Origin of the sequence: Anaerococcus murdochii (assembly GCF_019957155.1) — a bacterium.
Lineage (GTDB): Bacteria > Bacillota > Clostridia > Tissierellales > Peptoniphilaceae > Anaerococcus > Anaerococcus murdochii.
Map to the genome: position 1 here is coordinate 1,268,210 of NZ_JAIPME010000002.1, position 19,782 is coordinate 1,287,991.

Annotated in this window: 23 protein-coding genes and 1 tRNA gene; 14 read left to right on the forward strand and 10 right to left on the reverse strand. The window is 37.3% G+C overall.

From position 1 onward, the window contains the following. Positions 1–4: 4 nt before the first annotated feature. The 6 genes from K8P03_RS06495 to K8P03_RS06520 all read right to left on the reverse strand — a co-directional run bounded on the left by K8P03_RS06495 (position 5) and on the right by K8P03_RS06520 (position 4,246). Positions 5–511, reverse strand: coding sequence for a GNAT family N-acetyltransferase (locus tag K8P03_RS06495; protein WP_223419518.1), 507 nt, complete (start codon positions 509–511; stop codon positions 5–7). Then, positions 508–1,311, reverse strand: coding sequence for a class I SAM-dependent methyltransferase (locus K8P03_RS06500; RefSeq protein ID WP_223419520.1), 804 nt, complete (start codon positions 1,309–1,311; stop codon positions 508–510). Before K8P03_RS06500 ends, K8P03_RS06495 begins: the two co-directional genes overlap by 4 nt. A 398-nt stretch (positions 1,312–1,709) precedes the next feature. Beyond that, positions 1,710–1,785, reverse strand: a tRNA-Ala gene (locus K8P03_RS06505). A 78-nt stretch (positions 1,786–1,863) separates the two neighbouring features. After that, positions 1,864–2,130, reverse strand: coding sequence for a hypothetical protein (locus K8P03_RS06510; RefSeq protein WP_223419523.1), 267 nt, complete (start codon positions 2,128–2,130; stop codon positions 1,864–1,866). A gap of 9 nt (positions 2,131–2,139) precedes the next feature. Continuing rightward, positions 2,140–3,486 carry an MATE family efflux transporter gene (locus tag K8P03_RS06515; protein ID WP_223419526.1) on the reverse strand — a complete coding sequence of 449 codons (1,347 nt, stop codon included), beginning with the start codon at positions 3,484–3,486 and terminating at the stop codon, positions 2,140–2,142. A 1-nt stretch (position 3,487) separates the two neighbouring features. Next, complete coding sequence (locus K8P03_RS06520) at positions 3,488–4,246, reverse strand: bifunctional hydroxymethylpyrimidine kinase/phosphomethylpyrimidine kinase (protein WP_223419528.1); 759 nt, start codon at positions 4,244–4,246, stop codon at positions 3,488–3,490. Between the two features lie 87 nt (positions 4,247–4,333). Here K8P03_RS06520 and cls point away from each other — a divergent pair, with 87 nt between their 5' ends. From cls to K8P03_RS06570, 10 genes are all read left to right on the forward strand, one after another. Continuing rightward, a complete protein-coding gene (gene cls / locus K8P03_RS06525; protein ID WP_223419530.1) occupies positions 4,334–5,932 on the forward strand; it encodes a cardiolipin synthase in 1,599 nt (532 codons plus the stop codon). Between the two features lie 132 nt (positions 5,933–6,064). Beyond that, positions 6,065–6,439 (forward strand): GntR family transcriptional regulator, encoded by a 375-nt coding sequence (locus tag K8P03_RS06530; RefSeq protein WP_223419532.1) that lies wholly within the window; start codon positions 6,065–6,067, stop codon positions 6,437–6,439. Beyond that, positions 6,429–7,292, forward strand: a complete 864-nt coding sequence (locus tag K8P03_RS06535; RefSeq protein ID WP_223419535.1) for an ATP-binding cassette domain-containing protein — start codon at positions 6,429–6,431, stop codon at positions 7,290–7,292. The genes K8P03_RS06530 and K8P03_RS06535 overlap by 11 nt, the downstream gene beginning before the upstream one ends. Then, positions 7,289–8,521, forward strand: a complete 1,233-nt coding sequence (locus K8P03_RS06540; protein ID WP_223419537.1) for a hypothetical protein — start codon at positions 7,289–7,291, stop codon at positions 8,519–8,521. The genes K8P03_RS06535 and K8P03_RS06540 overlap by 4 nt, the downstream gene beginning before the upstream one ends. A gap of 12 nt (positions 8,522–8,533) precedes the next feature. Beyond that, a complete protein-coding gene (locus K8P03_RS06545; RefSeq protein WP_209771037.1) occupies positions 8,534–8,977 on the forward strand; it encodes a deoxycytidylate deaminase in 444 nt (147 codons plus the stop codon). Continuing rightward, on the forward strand, positions 8,974–9,660 hold the full coding sequence (locus K8P03_RS06550; protein WP_223419539.1) for an HAD family hydrolase: 687 nt from the start codon (positions 8,974–8,976) through the stop codon (positions 9,658–9,660). The genes K8P03_RS06545 and K8P03_RS06550 overlap by 4 nt, the downstream gene beginning before the upstream one ends. Beyond that, a complete protein-coding gene (gene udp, locus K8P03_RS06555) occupies positions 9,657–10,424 on the forward strand; it encodes a uridine phosphorylase (RefSeq protein ID WP_223419542.1) in 768 nt (255 codons plus the stop codon). Before K8P03_RS06550 ends, udp begins: the two co-directional genes overlap by 4 nt. 104 nt (positions 10,425–10,528) lie before the next feature. Next, the gene (locus K8P03_RS06560; protein ID WP_223419545.1) at positions 10,529–10,912 is read left to right on the forward strand and encodes a GntR family transcriptional regulator; all 384 of its coding nucleotides are present in this window, start codon (positions 10,529–10,531) and stop codon (positions 10,910–10,912) included. Then, the gene (locus K8P03_RS06565) at positions 10,905–11,741 is read left to right on the forward strand and encodes an ABC transporter ATP-binding protein (protein ID WP_223419547.1); all 837 of its coding nucleotides are present in this window, start codon (positions 10,905–10,907) and stop codon (positions 11,739–11,741) included. The genes K8P03_RS06560 and K8P03_RS06565 overlap by 8 nt, the downstream gene beginning before the upstream one ends. Continuing rightward, positions 11,741–12,391 carry an ABC-2 transporter permease gene (locus tag K8P03_RS06570; RefSeq protein ID WP_223419549.1) on the forward strand — a complete coding sequence of 217 codons (651 nt, stop codon included), beginning with the start codon at positions 11,741–11,743 and terminating at the stop codon, positions 12,389–12,391. Before K8P03_RS06565 ends, K8P03_RS06570 begins: the two co-directional genes overlap by 1 nt. A 27-nt stretch (positions 12,392–12,418) precedes the next feature. Here K8P03_RS06570 and K8P03_RS06575 read toward each other — a convergent pair whose 3' ends face one another. The 4 genes from K8P03_RS06575 to K8P03_RS06590 are packed head-to-tail and all read right to left on the reverse strand — an operon-like array spanning position 12,419 to position 16,159. After that, a complete protein-coding gene (locus K8P03_RS06575; RefSeq protein ID WP_223419551.1) occupies positions 12,419–12,799 on the reverse strand; it encodes a hypothetical protein in 381 nt (126 codons plus the stop codon). Then, positions 12,800–13,732, reverse strand: a complete 933-nt coding sequence (locus tag K8P03_RS06580) for a 1-phosphofructokinase family hexose kinase (RefSeq protein WP_223419553.1) — start codon at positions 13,730–13,732, stop codon at positions 12,800–12,802. It lies immediately after the preceding gene. 11 nt (positions 13,733–13,743) lie between these two features. Then, on the reverse strand, positions 13,744–15,123 hold the full coding sequence (locus K8P03_RS06585; RefSeq protein WP_223419556.1) for a UDP-N-acetylmuramoyl-tripeptide--D-alanyl-D-alanine ligase: 1,380 nt from the start codon (positions 15,121–15,123) through the stop codon (positions 13,744–13,746). Beyond that, positions 15,116–16,159 carry a D-alanine--D-alanine ligase family protein gene (locus K8P03_RS06590; RefSeq protein ID WP_223419559.1) on the reverse strand — a complete coding sequence of 348 codons (1,044 nt, stop codon included), beginning with the start codon at positions 16,157–16,159 and terminating at the stop codon, positions 15,116–15,118. Before K8P03_RS06590 ends, K8P03_RS06585 begins: the two co-directional genes overlap by 8 nt. Before the next feature lie 462 nt (positions 16,160–16,621). Between K8P03_RS06590 and K8P03_RS06595 the strand changes: the two genes are divergently transcribed. From K8P03_RS06595 to K8P03_RS06610, 4 genes are all read left to right on the forward strand, one after another. Beyond that, the gene (locus K8P03_RS06595; RefSeq protein WP_223419561.1) at positions 16,622–17,449 is read left to right on the forward strand and encodes an aggregation-promoting factor C-terminal-like domain-containing protein; all 828 of its coding nucleotides are present in this window, start codon (positions 16,622–16,624) and stop codon (positions 17,447–17,449) included. 171 nt (positions 17,450–17,620) lie between these two features. Next, positions 17,621–17,890, forward strand: coding sequence for an ACT domain-containing protein (locus K8P03_RS06600; RefSeq protein ID WP_223419563.1), 270 nt, complete (start codon positions 17,621–17,623; stop codon positions 17,888–17,890). A gap of 1 nt (position 17,891) precedes the next feature. Next, entirely contained in the window at positions 17,892–19,241 is a 1,350-nt protein-coding gene (locus K8P03_RS06605) for a PFL family protein (protein ID WP_223419566.1), read from the forward strand. 8 nt (positions 19,242–19,249) lie between these two features. After that, positions 19,250–19,774 carry a peptidylprolyl isomerase gene (locus tag K8P03_RS06610; protein WP_223419568.1) on the forward strand — a complete coding sequence of 175 codons (525 nt, stop codon included), beginning with the start codon at positions 19,250–19,252 and terminating at the stop codon, positions 19,772–19,774. Positions 19,775–19,782: the final 8 nt, after the last annotated feature.

Sequence of the window (19,782 nt, forward strand, 5' to 3'; positions counted from 1 at the left end):
AAAATTACTTTTTAAGCCCTAAGTAAATTATTCCATCAGATTCATAAAGGATTTTAAAACCTAAATCTTTATGGATTTTCAAAGCAACTGCACGTTCTTTTTCAAAATTATTGGAAAGGGCCCTTATAGAATCAAAGGAAAAAGCCTTTTTGATTAGAAGCTTAAGTCCTAATTTTCCATATCCTTGGCACCTAAATTCGTCTTTAATCACAATTCCTATATCCCTTGCATCAGGATTAAGCCTTGAAGGATGAAAATTTACATCACCTACAAAGGTTTTTATATCTTGGTCATAAATATAGGCGTAAAAAAACTTCCCAGGATTAGCAAAATAAAGGTCATACCATTTTCCCCAATAGGCATCGTCATGGTTGATAGTCCCAGTTTCCTTATCATAGCCAGGAAAAACATCATAACCCTTGTTGTAGGCCATAGTTGCAGGATCATTTAGGAGATTTTTGGCAAAGTCTAATTCGTTTTCTTTTGGGAGATATAGCTTTATATTTTTCATTTTTTATTTTTGCATACAAAAAGAAGGTGGTTTGTTGCCCCGAGTGTTTCTGGGCATTTGCAGTGACTTAAGTGCCAGTCTAGGTAATTATTAAAAGATTCTTCAGTCATTTCTTCGAGTTGTTTACTTAAAACTTCAGCGAATCCATCACTTGCTATTATTTCTTTTATTTCAATACCTTTATCTTCAATCATTTTTCTCGCTTCATTGACTTTAAAAAATACAAAAGGTCTATCTATTAATCTTTGTTTTTCGCTTATATAGGCAGAGCTTGAAAATATGTTTATATTATAATTAATTGATTCGCTAATTAATACCATATCGTGATTTATATAGGCAATTAATATGTGGCCACCATCCTTGCAAACTCTTTTAGCCTGGCTAAGTACGTCTTTTCTGTCCTTTTCATTTGATAGGTGATACATCGGTCCAAAAATTAGGACTAAGTCAAAATAATTTTCTTCCAAATCTTTTAGGTCGAAAGATGACTTATTATAGGCCTTTATATTTAAAAAATCTTTTGCTTTTAACTTTAAAGTATTAAAATTTGAAGTAGATGGCTCGAACGCAGTAACTTCTTTAACTTTTGAGGCAAGATAGATTGTATAAACTCCAGTTCCAGCCCCGACGTCAAGAACCTTAGAATCTGAGTTAATTAAATTATCGATTTCCCTTTGGGTAGTGATTTTCTCAACTAGTCCAGTTCGTGATTTAAGTCGTTTTTCCTCATCAAAAAGTTTATAGAGCTCTTCATTTCTTTTTAAATCGTCATCAATTTTTATTATTTTTTCCATATCCATAAGATTCTCCTTTTAGATAAATATACCCTAATATAAGATAGTGTGAGATAAGTGATTGAATTTGAAAAATTAGGGAAATTAGTATATAATGCTAGTAAGAGAAGCCACCTCTAATAAAGCCACAAAGCTTTCAAACTTTGTGATACAAATGAAGAGTATTTCCCAGAAATGGGGCATCAAAAAAGCAGGAGTGTCAGTCCTGCTTTTTGTCTTTGCTACGTTTTTCTTTCCATAATTCAAAAAGAATATTAGCTAGCAAAGGTAATACAAATGATGATAAAATTATCATGAGTATTTCCCCCATAGGGCATCACCCCCTTTCTGTCGGGGATAATAATATTATATCATAAATTTATAAGATAAAAAATCCGAGGCCAAGACCTCGGATTTTTGCTATTTGGTGGAGAATAGGGGATTTGAACCCCTGACCTCTTGGCTGCCAGCCAAGCGCTCTCCCAGCTGAGCTAATTCCCCAAATACATGTCTATTATACCATAGAAGAAATTTAAAAGCCACCCATAAGAGTGGCTTTCTGACTTAGTGAAATTACTATTAGTTATTTCCTTTGTCTTTTGATTCTGTTTCTTTTTCTACTTTTTCTTCAGCTGCATCTTTAGCTGCATCTTTTGCTTCATCTTCTGCTTTGTCAGCATCTTCTTGAGCATCTTTTGCATCTTCAACTTTTTCTTCAGCTTTTTCTTCAGCTGGAGCTTCTGTTTTAGTAGTTGTTTCTGTTGGTTCTTCTGCTTTTTTGTCAGCTGAGTTACCACATGCGCTTAGCACTAATGCTAGAGCTAATAGAGAAAATAATTTTTTCATAGTACCCTCCTATATTTTCTTGTGTACCCATTCTCCTAAATTAAATCTGTGTCTTAAACTCAAAAATCTTGATGCCTGGTCAGATAGGATACCAATCCAGATACCGGCTAGTCCTAGGTTTAGGACATTAACACAGATAAGAGTTACTATGGATCTGATAAAGGTTACAGACACGAGTGCAACTCCTAACGTATATTTTACATCACCTGCGGCTCTTAAGCAACCCCCATATATAACTTGTGAGATTTGTAGGAGGACAATAATTGTCAGAAACCTTGAAATTAGAACGCCCATGTCCAATATATGATTTTCATTAAAAAAGATAAAAAATATATTTCTGCCGAAAAATATCATTATTAGTGAGAATATTACCGAAAATATAAAGCCTAATTCCTGACAAGACTTTCCGAGTTTGAGGGCTTCGTCCTTATGGCCTGCTCCCAGGGCGTTTCCTGTAAGGGCAATGGCTGCCACTTGCATACCGTCACCAAAGGAGAAGGATAGGCCAAGAAGGTTCATACCGACGTTGTGGGCGGCAAAGGCCTCTGTACCAAGCCTTGCGGCTGTAATTGCTGTAATCATAAAGCCAATCCTTGCTGAAATATTTTCCACAAAGAGGTTTACGGCTAGGTTTTTAATTTCTCCAGCAATTTCCATAGAGAATTTGAATTTATTTTTTGCCATGGTCCTAAAATTCATATAAGAATTTTTATCGATTAAAGATATAAGGCACATTATTGTTGCGACCACAGTTCCCAAGACTGTCGCAAGGGCTGCACCTCTGACTCCCATCCTTGGGAAGCCAAACCTTCCTTCAATTAGCAAAAAGTTTAGGCTGATATTTACAACTGACGATACCATATTTGAAATAAAGGCGATTTGAGTGTTGCCACAGCCCCTGTGAGCCGCATTTATGAGCATGGATAGGGCATTAAAAATCAAACCTATCATTATTATCATGTAATAATCGTAGGCCAATTTGTGGGTTTCTGTGTTTGATCCAGCAAGTTCAAGGATTTTCCCTGCGAAGGGTATCATCAACAAGTCTACAAATATTACAAAAAACACCATGATGTAGAGGGCGGTTGTTAGTGTCACGTTGGCCTTATCTCTTTTGCCTTCGCCTTGGCGTCTGGCTATTAAGGCCGAAACGGCAGCATTTATTGCAAAAAAGACTGACAAGGACAAAAACTTCGGCTGGATTGTAAGCCCAATCGCAGCTATTGCCGCAGGTCCTAAACTTGAAACCATGAAGGTATCGATAAAGCCTGCTATTGACACAAAGAAAAATTCAAGGACTGCCGGCCAAGCTATGGATAAGGATTTTTTAAAATAAGTTTTCCTATTTCTTTCCATCCTAGGCTCCTATCAAAGTAAGGTATTTTTCAATATTTATTTCAATTGCACCTGGATTTTTCTTTTCATTTGCAACCATGATTTTAATTATATCCTGACAAGTTTTTTCGATTGCTTTTGGGATATCAAAATCTTTTAAAAGATAGCCTATAAAAAGCCCGTCAAAGAGATCGCCAGACCCACCGACTTTGATGTCTTTTTTGTCATAGAAAATGGCATTTTCCTTACCGTCGTAGTAAAGAACGGCAGGTTTTCCGTCCTTATCTGCGGATGTGATTATAATTTTCTTGCCATTTTTTGTAATGCCATCAATATCAAGGTCTAGGAATTTGGCTTCTGTTTGGTTTGGAATAATGATGTCGGAGACGTCCACCAAGTCCTTGTAGTTTGCGACCTTAGTCTCGTCAAGTCCTGGATAAAGGGCACCGTCGTCGCCCATGATTGGGTCAAATACAATGATTGGTTTGTAATCGAGATTTTTTATAAAATCTTTTATCATTTCTTTTTGGCTGGCGTTTTCTATGTAGCCAATAAAAATTAGGTCAAATTTGATTCCTAAATTCTCCCAGTTTGCAAGACTATCCTTGATAAAGGGATCTATATTAAAAAAAGCATTTCCACCTAGGGAAAAGTTGTTTGCTATCATTGCTGTTGGCAGCAAAAAAACTTCACAATCCATATAGGAAAGGACTGGTGCCATTAGCCTTCCAGCTATTTTCCCCTTGGATACGAAGTCATTTAAAATTAGTACATTTTTCATTTAAAACTCCTTGGCATTATTCTATTGATTTGAAATAATAAGTCAAATATTTATAGATATCTAACTTTAAAGAAGTATAGTAATAATATGAACGAGCATACAAAAAATGTTGTTAATAAAATTAAAGAAAATAAATATGTCAAGAAAACCAAGAAGGGCTTGGGATCACTGATATTCTCTAGGGCAGGACTTTTTGCCTTTATGATTTTATTTCAAATATTTATCCTAATTAGCCTTTATAGGTACCTTGGCATCAACCAATATTACCTCTTTGGAGGTTCGTCTATCCTAAGTTTTATCATGATGATGGTAATTCTAAATATTGACGATATGAACCCTTATATGAAATTATCTTGGTCTCTTTTTATTTTTGTGGCGCCTACCTTTGCTATTATCGCCTTTTGGATGGCATATTTCAAAATTGGTTACAGGCGTGAACACAAGAGGGTAATCGACCTTGAAGTGGAATCAAGGATTTACCACCAAAGGTCCTTAACCCATAAGGAACTAATGGCGACAAAGGATAAGAGGTTTATCAATCTTTCTACCTATCTTAAAAACATCGGCGGATTCTCCGCTTATAAATCTACCTCATCCCAATATTTCAAACTCGGGGACCATATGTTTGAGGCCATGATAGAAGATATTAAAAATGCCAAAGATTATATTTTCATGGAGTTTTTCATCCTTGATTACGGTTATATGTGGGGAACAATCCTCGAGCTTTTAGTTGAAAAGGTCAACCAAGGCGTTGAAGTAAGGCTTTTAATCGATGGATCAAACCTAATTACTAGACTCCATTCAAATTTCGAAGAGGAAATGGAAGAGTTTGGTATCAAATTTAGGGTCTTTTCCAAGATGTATCCAATTGTTTCAACCTACCTAAACAACAGGGACCACAGGAAGGTTATGGTTGTCGACGGCAAGGTTGGCTATACCGGTGGAATAAACCTAGCTGATGAGTATATTAACAGGTATGAGCGTTTTGGCCACTGGAAGGATTGTGGTTTGAGAGTTGAGGGAGAGGCTGTGGAAAGCCTAACCGTTCTTTTCTTGACTATGTGGAATGCTGCAAAAAAAGACGAGGTCATCGAAGATTTTGGACCATATTTGGAATATGTGACTGCCCAGGAAGAAGACGGCTACTACATTCCTTTTGCGGATAATCCTACAGACGACGAACGCCTTTGCAAAAATATTTACCTAGACATGGTAAATAACGCCAGGGACTATGTTTATGCCATGACTCCTTATTTAATTGTTGATGACGAGATAATTTCTGCCCTTCAAAGTGCGGCAAAAAAGGGAGTCGACGTGAGGCTTTGTATTCCTCATATACCAGACAAAAAAGTCGCCTTCGTCTTAGCTAAAAACCACTATGCGGAACTTCTAAAATACGGGGTTAAAATTTATGAATACACTCCTGGATTTGTCCACTCAAAGACATGGCTAGCCGATGGAGAAATAGGCGTGGTCGGCACAATCAACCTAGACTACAGAGCCCTTTACCAAAACTTTGAATGTGGGGTTTTGGTCTATAAATCAAAGAGCCTAGTGACAATCAAAGAAGACTTTGACGAATTTTTTGAAGTTTCTAAACTTGTGACAGATGAAGACGTCATAAATATGAAAACATCAACTAAGATTGTAGGAAAACTCTTAAAACCATTTGCTCCTCTGATGTAATTACAATTGGGAAAAATTTTATAAATCAAATTAGGGCTAGATTATTCTGGCCTTTTTTATTTGACAAAAAACCAATCCTTGATATAATGATAATAAGATGTATGGTGTATGACCAAACAGTAAGGAGTTAAGATGTTTAAATTAGATCCAAATTCAGAGACTCCTCTTTATATGCAGATTGTTGAGCAATCCAAGGTCGCCATTGCGGCAGGCTACCTTCAAAATGGGGATAAGTTTCCATCTGTAAGAGAATTATCCAAGGAACTTTTGATAAACCAAACAACAGTTTCAAAGGCATTTAAAGAGTTGTCAAACCAAGGTATTATTAAAACCCAACCAGGTATAGGGACTGTTATAGAGCTTAATAGCGAAAAAATCGACCTAAAGAGAGACGAATTTATTGAAAAGCTTGAAGAAGACCTATCCCAAGCAATTTTCCTTAAGATTTCTAAGGAAGAAGTCATCGAATTGTATGAGAAAGTAGAAGGTGAGATAGATGTTATTTGAAGTTAACAATATCAGCAAGGCCTTTGGCAAAAACCAGGTCCTAAAAGACGTGTCTTTTAGCCTTATGCCAGGGACAATAACAGGCATTGTCGGAAGGAACGGGTCAGGAAAGACAACCCTCCTTAAAATCCTTTGCGGGATATATTTGGCTGACTCAGGCGAATTTACTCTTGATAAGAAGAAATTAAGCGAAAATCCAAAACTCATTTCCCACATAGGATTTTTGCCAGACAGGTTTGATTACTTTAGCTTTTATAAGGCAAAAGACCTGCCAGAATTTTACAAAATAAGCTATGAAAACTTTGACAGTGATTATTTCTTTGCTGAAATAAACAAAAACGAAATTGATCCAAACCAAAATATCAGAAACCTCTCCAAGGGGCAAAAAAACCTATTAGGATTAATCACAATCCTTGCATCAAAGGCTGATATCCTCCTCGTTGATGAGGTCCTGGATGGGATGGACGTTTTAAATAAAAAACTAATCCTTTCTTATATTCTAGATGCCAAGGAAGAAGGGAGAACCGTTCTTGCTTCAAGCCACGATTTGGACCATTTGACAGGCATTTGCGAGGAGATTTTATACCTTTCTAAGGACGGCAGGCTTAAAAATACAAGTGTGGATACAAAAAATATTAGAAAGGTCCAAGTTGTTGTCAAAGACAAACTTCCACAGGCTTTGGCAGATAATTCTGTCCTCGTATCTTCCCTCGGTAGGGTCAAGGTCATCTTAATTAAGGCTGATGATAAACTCTTAAGCGAGTATTTATCAGACGATGGAATTGTCCAATACGACATGTTAGACCTTAAGATAGAAGACTACTTCTATATGGAAGCTGGAGGTGAAATATGAAAGATTTTGGAAAATTACTCAAACTAACTTGGAAGAGATATGCAATCTGGCTTATCCTTGTCGGATTTTTCTTCGCCCTTTTTAACACTCTTGAGGTTAAAAGCAATTTAAAATTGGACGCCTTTAGGATTACAGACAATGTAAGAACAATGGAAAAATATCTTGGTGAGGAGAAAACTTATCCGGAAGATCAAAAAATCGATGAAAAATATCTAAAAGATGCAGAAAAAATTGCGGATGCCTTTGCCAAAAAGTATAAGCTAAGATATAGGAAAGAAAGGTCTTATGATGAAGAATATATGGAAAAACTCAACAAAGACGACCTTTGGGATAAACAATCTACCTATGAGGAATTTATGTGGGGAATGGAAAAGCTTAATGACTACAAGCCAGACATGATAGAAAAACTTACAAGCTCCATGGCCCTATCTCTTGCCTTTATAATGATAATCTCGATGGGACTTACATCTATCGAAGAATCCCTAAACTACTATGACTTTACCAGGATGCTTCCTTGGTCAAAGAAAAGGGAATTTTTGATGAAAATAGGGGTGGCCCTAGTATTTGGACTCGCCTTGTTTATAATAAATATCCTAATGGTGACCATTACAATTAAGGGCTCAGTATTTTCAGAAATAGCAAGTTTTGCAAAAATCGGAATCTTCCTTATGAAATCAATGATTTCCCTTGTGTCAGCATCTCTTGTTGGCGTATCCTTAGGACTTTTAGCTGGAAACTTCCTTGGCCACATAGGACTTTCTATAATTGCCATAGGTTTTGTAGAATGGTTTAAACTTATAATATTTTCCTTTTTGGGAATATTTGGCGACACCTATCCAGGAACTTTCAACGATGCCTACTATAATTTCAAAAGAGGCCTAAGCCCGGTAGCACAAGTTTTCCTATCACTCTTAAATGCAAGTTTTGATAAGACTCCAACTCTTTGGGCGGGACTTGTAGTGGCCCTTATAATCGCCATTGGAACTTATTTCCTAATAGGCAGGTCTTCTGCAGAAAGATCTGGTTACATGGTTAAAAATAAGGCCTTATCAGAGATTTGCAAGTGGGCAGGAATCTTATCCTTAACTTCCATCCTCTTTGTGATAATAGCTGGTTTAATAAGCTCAGGAGAGGGGAATATTATCCTAAGAATCCTAGCCTACGCCATTTCACTCTTGATATCTTACAAGTTATTTGATATCCTATTTAAGATAAGACTTAAATTTTAAGAGGAGAGAGTTATGGCAAAAGATAGACTAAGTTGGAATGAATATTTTATGAGACTAGCAGAAACTGTTGCTATGCGAGGCACTTGCGACAGGGCCTATGTTGGTTGTGTCCTTGTAAATAGCGAAAATAGGATAGTTTCAACCGGATATAACGGATCAATCAAGGGCAATGCCCATTGCGATGAGATTGGTCATACCATGAGGGATGGCCACTGCATAGCGACCATTCACGCTGAGATGAACGCCATTTTGTACTGTGCCAAGGAAGGAATTTCGGTTAAGGATACAATTTGCTACGTGACCCATTTTCCTTGCCTAAACTGCACAAAGAGCTTAATTCAAGCGGGTATTAAAAAAATTTATTACAGAAACGCCTACAGGATGGACGACTATGCTGTAGAATTATTAGAGAAAAACGGCATAGAATATATCAAAATCGAAGAGGATGAAAAGTGATATTGGCATCTGACTTTGACGGGACAATTTTTATAGACGGTAAGATTTCCCAAAAAGATATAAAAGCAATAAGAGATTTCCAGCAAGCTGGGAATCTTTTTGCTATTGTGACAGGCAGGTCTTTTGCGAGTTTAGATCCCCTAATAGAAGGGAAAATCAATCCTGATGCGCAAATTTGCAACAACGGTGGTCATATTTTTGTAAAAGATAAGGGTCAACTGATAGAAGTTTTTAAGGCAACTATTTCAAAAGCAAAGGCTAGAGAATTTTTAAATTTTTATGGTAAAGAAATTCCTAATCAAATGGCGATTTTTACTGAAAGTGCCAAGGAAAATGATCTTAAAAATATAAATGAATCCATAATGGCCCTTGCGATTTATTCTGAAAGTCAAATACCAAATCATTTCCCAGAAGACTTTGATTTTCATTATTCCATAGGCGTTATAGATGTGGTCAAAAAGGGTATAAATAAACAAAGAGGAATAGATTTTATCAAGGATTTTTATTTCTATGATGGAGAAATTATTGCCATAGGCGACGACTATAATGATATTGATTTTCTAAAAAGTACGCCACTTTCCTACACTCTTGACTATGTCACAAATGAGGCTGTAAGAGAGGCCTGTAATTTTAGCATGGGCTCTGTGGCAGACTTAATAGAAAATCTTATGGAGGGCATATGAAATATTCAGACGACGGTAGACAATACCATATAGGTTTAAAGGAAGAAGATATTGGTAAATACGTAATCTTGCCAGGAGACCCAAAAAGGTGCGAAAAAATCGCAGCCTATTTTGAAAATCCCAAAAAAGTAGGCGACAGGCGTGAATTTGTGACCTATACTGGATTTTTAAATGGGGAAAAAGTCTCAGTCACATCAACAGGCATAGGCGGCCCATCGGCAGCCATTGCCATGACAGAACTTGCTAAACTCGGCGCCCACACCTTTGTCAGAGTCGGTACTTGCGGCGGGATTGACCTCGATGTAAAAAGCGGGGACATAGTAATAGCCCAAGCTGCCATCAGGGCGGAAGGAACCAGCAAGGAATATGCACCAATCGAATTTCCAGCTGTAGCAGATTTTGGGGTGACAGCTGCCTTAAAAAAAGGGACAGAGGCCTTGGGAGCCGAAGACCATGTAGGCGTTGTCCAATGCAAGGACTCCTTCTACGGCCAACACGAAGCGGAATCCATGCCAGTCTCCTACGAACTTACAAACAAGTGGGAGGCCTGGAAAAGGCTAGGAACCCTCGCCAGCGAAATGGAATCAGCAGCCCTCTTTGTAGTGGCAAGTTTTTTGAAAGTTAGAGTCGGATCCTGTTTTCTGGTAGTAGCCAACCAAGAAAGAGAAAAGAAAGGCCTAACAAACCCAGTAGTCCACGACACAGACCTTGCAATAAGAGTGGGAATTGAGGGGCTTAAAAATTTGATAGAAGCAGATAAATAAGAGGATTCCTCTCGTCTTTATAGATGGGGGGATTTTTTTATTTATAAATTTTATTGACAAGTGTTGTAAACTGTTATATACTGTTATGCAAGAAGGAGAGAAAATTGAAGATTATTATAAAAAATGGGTCGGCTGTCCCTATTTATGAACAAATTAAAAATGCTATAAGAGATGAGATTTTAAATGGAAATCTCAAGGCGGGGGAGAAACTGCCTTCTGTGAGGGCGATGGCCCGTGAGCTTTCCATTTCGATTTTGACTGTCAAAAAGGCTTATGATGAGCTAGAGACTGAAGGCTTTATCGAATCTCGTCAGGGTCTGGGGACCTTTGTCGGCAAGGAAGATCCAAATCTAAGGCTTGAGGAAAAACAGAAAAAACTCGAGGAGGCTCTCCTAGATTCGGTCAAGATTTCAAGGGATATTGAAATGGAAAAGAAGGATTTATTTGAACTTTTAGAATATTTGTATGAAGGAGATTTTAATGACTGATAAAATTATGGCAAAAAATCTTAGCAAAACTTATGAAAAATTTAAGCTAGGCCCAAATGATTTTGCCATCAAAAAAGGCTTTGTAACTGGCTTTATTGGCAAAAACGGCATGGGAAAGACAACCACCATCAAGGCCCTTTTGTCTCTTATAAACTACGATGGGGAAATTTTCCTAGATGGTAAAAAAATTAATGATTTGACCTATCTTCAAGACGTTGGCCTTGTAATGGACGATTCATTTTTGGGCAAGGATTGGGCTTTGGACCTAGTTAGTGAGGCCATGGCTATAGGCTATGATAGGTGGGATTCTAAGACCTATTACGAATATCTTAATAAGTTTGGACTTGAAAGGGAGAAAAAAGTTTGCGAATTATCAAGGGGAATGAAGATTAAGTTAATGCTTGCAGTGGCCCTTTCCCATGAAGCAAAAATCCTAATCCTAGATGAGCCAACAAGTGGACTTGACCCTGCTATGAGGGATGAACTTGTGGATATGATTTTGGACTTTATGGAAAATGAAGATCATACAGTGCTATTTTCCACTCATATCACCCAAGACCTAGATAAGATTGCCGACTATATTGTCTTTATAGACCAAGGAAAGATTGTCTTTGAAGGCCCAAAAGATGAGCTTTACGACAAGTTTTTACTAATTAAGGGTGGTTTAGACGATTTTGAAAAGATTAAAAATATGAAAATCCTAGGCCAAAAGATGTCTAAGGTTAATTTTGAAGCCCTAGTTTTGAAGGAAGATTACAAAGAAGACGAGAATCTCGTGGCAGAAGTGCCTACGATTGATGAGATTATGATTTATTATGGGAGGATATAATGAATATAAAGAAGCAAATTAAACTGGATATAATCTCAATGAAACCCTATTATACTTTGAAAAATTTAATCATACTATCAGGTATATCTCTTTTTTATTCTTTTATTAATGAATCTCCTGTAGTAATGTTATCAATGACATTGACTTTTGCTGTAATATTTTCATCTAATCCATTTTTACTAGGAGAAAATTCAGGTATTGATGCCTTATATAAGATTTTTTCCATAGATAGCAAAAAGGTAGTTATAGGTAGGTATATCTTAGCTGGTCTGATTTTTATAGTGGCTAGTCTACTTGGCTTCTCGATCTATACTATAGTTTCCCTAATAAAAAATATTCCAATAGGCCTTGATATGCTGATGTATTTAGGAATGAACTTTGTTTTATTTGGGATAATTATTTCTTTCCAGTATCCGATATTTTTTAAATCTGGCTATACTAAAGCAAAGACTTTTTGGTTTTTACCAATACTTATAATTGGAATATTAGGAATGCTTGTAGGATATTTTATAAAAGATTTTAGACCAATCCTTAACTTTGTATTAGAAAATCAAAGGATGCTTATAATTGGGATTTGTATTCTACTTGTCCTTTTTCTTACAATTTCGATTAAACTTTCCATTAACTTTTACAAAAAAAGAGATTTTTAAATGGCAAAAGACCCTAGAAAGCTTGGATTAATCTCCAAGGCCTACTAGGGTCATATTTTTTTCTATAGCAAGCCTTGCAAGGCTCGCAAGCTTTTTACCATAGGTTTCTATTTTTCTTTGCGATAGGTTATATTTTTCGATGATTTTATTTTCTTCTTCTAGGTCTAGGTTTTTTGTAAAATCATATAGGCTTTGGGCAAATTTTTCTATATCTTCTAGGCTTTCTCTTTTTAATTCTGTATCTTTGTGGGGATCGAAAAGCCAGTAGGAATCAAAGAATGAAAAATTGTCCCTATAGTCATAGAAAAAATCTTGCATATTTTTTTCTTCTGTGACCATTAGATAATTTTTTAGGCTCTTTGATTTTTTTAGTTGGCCTATATTATTGCAAAGTACGACTATTAGCATTTATTCTATAACATCAATATCTACAAGAGGGAGGACTTCCAAAATTTGATCCCTGCTTGGTAGGTCTAGGACCTTGGCTGTTGCACTTGCTGCAGCAACTGCGACCATGTAGGATTCGATTGGGTCATTATCTCTTACGAGGGTGCCGACAAAACCTGCTATCATGGCATCCCTGCAGGCAACAGTGTTGATTATTTCCTTACCGTCTTTTACTGGTTTTGCGGCATAGACTCCGTCTCTTGAAAAGAACATTGATCCGTCTTCGCCATAGGAAATTATAACGTATTTAGCGCCTTTTTTGATTAGGTCCTTGCCGTAAGGAATGTAGTCCATTTTGTCTTCGATTTTGGCCTTGTAAATAGCTTCGATGTCTTCACCGTTTGGTTTAACAAGAAGTGGGCCTCTTTCAACCATATTCATTAAATATTGGCTTGGAACGTCAGCTATGAAGTAAGCACCGTTGGCCTTGGCGATTTCTACCATCCTGTCGTAGATGTCTGAATCTTCGCCATTTTCCATTGGTGGAACTGATCCACCAAAGATGATGGTGTCGCCTTCCCTAACTCTTGATAGGTAGTAGAGGAGTTCTTCGACTTCTTCTGAGGAAATTGTTGGGCCTTGGAAGTTGATTACTGTTTCTTTTTTGTCTTCAAAAATTTTGATATTTATCCTGTTAGACTCTTTGATTTCTACAAAGTCTACTAGGATTTCTTCTTTTTCTAGCCAATCTTTTATAAAAAGCCCTTGATAAGAACCAAGAAAACCTGTGGCTGTTGTAGGGATTTTTAGTTGGGAAAGGATCCTTGAAACGTTGATTGCCTTACCACCTGGAAGGGTCCTTTCGGTTTTGATGTTGTTGTTATAACCAGGATTTAATTTGTCTACTTCTACAAACAAGTCTATAGAAGGGTTTAGGGTTACTGTATAAATCATAGATACCTCTTTCATATATTAAAATACTTAATAGCTTCGATTATCTCTACCATGTGCATGCCGTGGCTGCCTTTGACAAAGACGAGGCTAGCGCCGATGACAAGAGATTTTAATTTTTCAATTAATTCATCCTTGTGTTCAAAGTAAAGGGACCTGTTAGGAGGGAAATTTTCTAAACTTGCCTCATACATTTCCTTAGCTAGTGGGCCATAAAATAGGCAATAGTCTATTTTTTTGCTGTCAATTTTCCTGCCTACTTGGCGGTGGAGGTCAACTTCATTTTCACCAAGTTCAAGCATATCTGCCAGACATACTATCTTTCTCTTGTAGCCTTCGAGCATGTAGGCTGTTTCAAGGCCTGCGAGGAGGGATTGGGGATTTGACTTGTAGGAATCATCCAAAACGTCAAAGCCATCAAATTCCAAAAGTTCAGTCCTATTTTGACTTGATGTTGCCTTGGCAAAGCCATTGTCAATTGATTTTTTGTCAAGTCCAAGCATTTGACTTATCATTACAACAGCGGCTGCGTTGTAGACATTATGCTCACCCATGAGTGGAACTTGGTAGAAGTCATCTCCATGGGAGAAGCGGATACTAGCTGGGCCTGACTTTTCAAAATTAATCTTAAAAGTCGCTTTTTCGCTACTTCCAAAGGAAAGAACTTTTTGTTTGATTTGGTAAGTTGGGACTTCTTTTTCCATGGTCGGATCGTCTATATTATAGATAAAAATTCCGTCGTCGTCCATGCCTTCAAGGATTTCAAGTTTGGCCTTTAGGATGCCTGACCTTGATTTAAGGTTATGAAGATGGGAATCGCCGATATTGGTAATCATGGATATATGTGGCTTAACCATGCGACTTGTTAGGGAAATGTCTCCAAAATTATCTGTACCAAGCTCTATTATTGCGACTTCTGTGTCGGTATCAAGGCTTAGGACAGTTTTTGGAACTCCAATTTCGTTGTTGAGGTTGCCACAGGTTTTTTGGGTCTTATATTTTTCTGACAAGACCTTGTGCAAAAGGTCCTTGGTTGTTGTCTTGCCGTTTGAACCGGTGATTGCAATGACCTTGCAGGTTAATTGGTCCCTGTAGGCTGTAGCTAGGTCTTGGAGGGCTTTTTTTGTATCTTCGACTTTTATATAAGGGATAGATACAGTTTTATTTATCTTTGCCGGATCATCTATGAAAAATGCCTTGGCGCCCTTAGTTTCACATTCTTTGATAAAAATTCTCCCGTCAAAGACTTCGCCAACTAGGGGAATATAAAGCTCACCTGGGTCGATTGTCCTTGAGTCGGTTGAAATTCCTTTAATTTTTATATCGGCAAATTTCTCATCAGATATGTCTCCGCCAATCATTTGGGCGATTTGGCCTAAAGTTTTTTCAATCATTGTTAGATCTCCTAAAACCATCTTCTATTAACATATCAAGGATGTTAGAAAAGTCTACCTTATATAGGTCCATGGCCATCCTTGCAAAAAATGATGAAGGGGTAAAGCCTGGGAAGGTGTTGATTTCATTGATGTAAAACTCTTTATCCTTGCCATAGAAGATATCAACTCTGGCAAAACCTTCGCATCCTGCTGCCTTGTAGCAAGCCCTGGCAAATTCTTTGGCTTTTTTCTTGTCATCTTCGTCCATCTTATAAGGAAGCTCTTCTCTGGTTGATTTTGAGAAATATTTGGCATCCCAGTCCAAAAATACGTGGTCGGTGATGTAGGCTGCAGGGTCAGAGACATCTATATTATCAGAATCTCCAAGGACAGCTAGTTCTATTTCTTGGCCTACGATTAATTCTTCTACCAAAAGTTTTCTGTCATATTTAAGGGCTTCAAGGCCTGCTTTTTTGAAATCTTCCTTAGTCTCAACCCTTGAAACTCCAACAGAAGACCCATTGGCAGATGGTTTTACAATTAGAGGAAGGCCGACATAGGCTATACATTCATCAATAAATTCGTCGTTAAAGTCTTCCTTATAACAATACTTGTACTTGGCTTGTTTTAGCTTTGATTTTTCGAAAATATCGTTAGATGTGACCTTATCCATGCAAATAGCAGAGGAAAGGAGGCCGTTTCCTATATAAGCAAGTCCTACTGCGTCTAAAAAGCCCTGGATAGTGCCGTCTTCGCCATAGGTACCATGAACTACTGGCAAGATGATTGTATTCTCTAGGTCCTCTTTAGAGACTTCTAAAAGGAAGTCTGCAATCGATGCTTGTTTTGATTTTTCGATTTTTTTAACTAGGGAAAATTCGTCAACTGGATCATAGGTTGTGAAAGTTTCTGAAAATTTTCCTTCCTTATCTATATATACGATTTTTTTGTCGTACTTTTCTTTATTTAGGTTTTTAACTATGTTAAGGGCGCTTCTTAGGGCAATATCATGCTCGCTCGATGGTCCTCCGCATAAGATGTATACAGTTTTCATAGTGTCTCTCTTTCTATTTATAAGCTTAAGTAAATTTTACTACATATGAAAAATATGGGCAAATATATCTGTATTTATGGGACTTTTCTTTGGAGAAATAAGTTTAATTTGTACTTAAAAATGCCAATGATAATCAAAATTAGTTACAAATTGGAAATCAAATGTAACAATTGGCAACAAGTTATAAAAGTCTTCTATTAGCGAGAATATCTTCTTTGATAAAAAAATCTCAACAAAATTCATTGTAATAGGAGAGAAAGCCATAGAGGAAAAGGCTTGTAATCAATGGTTTGAATAAAATTGTAAACAATTTGTAAGAATTGACAAAATCTACATAATTTCCACACAATTTAAAGTTATACTATAAACCGTAATAAGGAATTGTTATCAATTTGTAACTATTATTACAGATTGAGACATAAATTTAAAAATAAGAAATTTATATAGATTTAAGGAGACAAAATGAAATTTTTTACAAAATACGCCCTAGCGGCAGCCCTAGTGATCCCATCGGCTTTTAGCTTTGGAGCTAACAAGGCAGACGCAGCAAGCGCTGTAATTAACAAAAATCAAGCAAATGGAGTAAATGTTAGAAGCGAAGCTAAACTTGGCGATAACATTATCGGCCTAATAGACGATGAAAACAAAGAATACGAAGTTAAAGATAAAAAAGACGGTTGGTTAAAGATTGACTTTGAAGGTAAGGATGCATATGTATCAGCTGATCTTTTCCACCTTCTTGAAGAAACAGAAGTAGTTTCTGCTACAAACTTTAGAAAAGAAGATAACCTTGATAGTGAAGTAATCAAAGTTTTAGAAAAAGGTACAGTTGCTAAAGCTCTTGAATTAGCTAAAAATGGCTTTGTTAAGGTAGAAGTTGACGGTGAGGTTGGTTATATCTACAATAACTTACTAAAGACTTTCAGACTTGTGAACGAAAAAAATGCTCAAGCTCAAGCTAAACAAGCCCCAGCTCAAAAGGCTCAACAAGCGCCAGCTCAACAACAAGCGCCAGCTCAACAACAAGCACCAGCACAAAACAATAACCAATCTTACCAAGGCTCAACAAACTGGGCTAAGGAATGGATAGCTCAAAGGGAATCAGGTGGTTCATACACAGCCTACAACCCAAGAGGCGGATATTACGGTAGATACCAATTAAACCCATCCCTAGTTCGTTACGGCGCTAGCCCAGCAGAACAAGAAGCAGCAGCAGATAACTATGTAGCTCAAAGATACGGCTCATGGGAAAATGCCCAAGCTTTCTGGCAAAGAAACGGTTGGTATTAAGAAATACAAGCTCAGGAAATCTGAGCTTTTTTTGTTGGCAAAATTTATAATAATTTGTGAAAAAATATCGAAGATTGGGATCTTTGAGAAAATTTTATAAAAAAGAAGGGAAAACCTTCCTTTATTCTATTAATATAATAAATTGGTGGTACAATAATCATGGAGGATTTTATGAAAGCAATACTTACAATTATAGGAAATGATAGACCGGGAATAATTTACCAAGTGGCAGAAGTTTTATATAAGTACAATATCAATATTTTAGACATGAGCCAAACCATTATGGAAGATAAATTTGTGGCTATGATGAATATTGATATGACCAAGGCAAATGCTGATTTTAGCGAAATTACTAAAAGTTTTAACGCCTTGTCTGAGGAAACTAAGCTTGAAATTAGGATTCAAAACGAAGAAGTTTTTGACGTGATGCATAGGATTTAAGATGGATAAGGCAAATATTTTAGAAACTATAAAAATGTTAGATGAGGAAAATCTCGATATCAGGACCCTAACCATGGGAATTAGTCTTCTTGACTGTATCGACCCTGATTACAAAAAGGCTTGCGATAAGATTTATGACAAGCTTATTAGGGAGAGCAAGGATTTTCTGAAAGTTTCAGGGGAAATTTCTCAGATTTACGGGGTACCTATTGTAAATAATAGGATATCAGTCACTCCGATTTCTCTAATAGCAGCGGCGACTGATCTTGATGACTACACACCTTTTGCCAAAACTCTTGACAGGGCGGCAAAAGACATCGGAATCGACTTTATAGGCGGTTTTTCAGCCCTTGTTGAAAAGGGAATGACCCCTGCCGATGAGATTTTAATCAAGTCTATTCCTAGGGCCTTGGCGGATACAGACCTGGTTTGTGCTTCGATAAATATTGGTTCAACCAAGGCGGGAATCAATATGGACGCAGCCGACCTTTGTGGGAAAACTATAAAAGAATTGGCAGCTAATACCGACAATGCCTTTGGATGTGCAAAGCTTGTTGTTTTTGCCAATGCTGTTGAGGATAATCCTTTTATGGCTGGCGCCTTCCACGGAGTTGGCGAGGCTGACACAGTAATTAGCGTTGGTATTTCTGGACCAGGCGTAGTTAAGGCTGCTATTTCTAATAAGGAAGATTTAAAAATCAATGAAATTTATGAAATAATCAAGAAAACTGCCTTTAAAATCACAAGGATGGGTGAATTAGTTTGCCAAGAAGTTTGTAAAAAACTCGGCAAAAACTTTGGTATAGTTGACCTTTCTCTTGCACCAACACCAGCTATAGGCGATTCTGTAGGAAGGATTTTGCAAGAAATCGGCATTGATAAGGTAGGTGGCCACGGTACAATTGCTGCCCTTGCTATGCTTAATGACGCAGTAAAAAAGGGCGGAATTATGGCAAGTTCTAGGGTTGGAGGACTTTCTGGCGCCTTCATTCCTGTTAGTGAAGACGAGGCTATGATTGAAGCAGCCGGCAAGGGTTGGATAAGCTTTGATAAGCTAGAAGCCATGACCTGTGTATGTTCGGTTGGCCTTGATATGATTGCCATTCCAGGAAAGACAACTGCAGCCAGCATCTCAGCCATGATTGCCGATGAAGCTGCTCTAGGAGTTATCAATAACAAAACAACAGCAGTGAGGATTATCCCTGTTCCAGGCAAGGACGTCGGTGACCAGGTTGAATTTGGCGGTCTTCTTGGATATGCTCCTATAATAGATGTAGGCGAGTCAGATTCGAGTATTATGATTAATAGGGGAGGATTTATCCCAGCCCCTGTACATTCATTTAAAAACTAGGAGGAAGTATGACAGATAAAAATCCAATAGTAACCTTTATGATGGAAAATGGAGATAAGATAAAGGCTGAACTCTATCCAGATATAGCTCCAAATACTGTAAATAACTTTATTTCTTTAATAAACAAGGGCTTTTACGACGGCTTAATCTTTCATAGGGTAATAAAAAACTTTATGATCCAAGGTGGCGATCCAGAAGGCACAGGCATGGGTGGTCCAGGCTATGCTATAAAGGGAGAATTTAGCCAAAATGGTTTTGAAAATAATTTGAAACACGAAAGGGGAGTCCTTTCTATGGCTAGATCTTTCATGCCAGATTCAGCCGGCAGCCAATTTTTTATAATGCACCAAGATAGCCCACACCTAGATGGTCAATACGCTGGTTTCGGCAAGGTAATCGAGGGCATGGATGTGGTTGATAAGATAGCAGAGACTAAAACCAACAGACAAGATAGGCCAAAAGAAGACGTAAGAATAGAAAAAGCAAGCGTCGAAACCTTTGGCAAAGACTATCCAGAAGTAGTGAAAATGTAAAAAAGGCC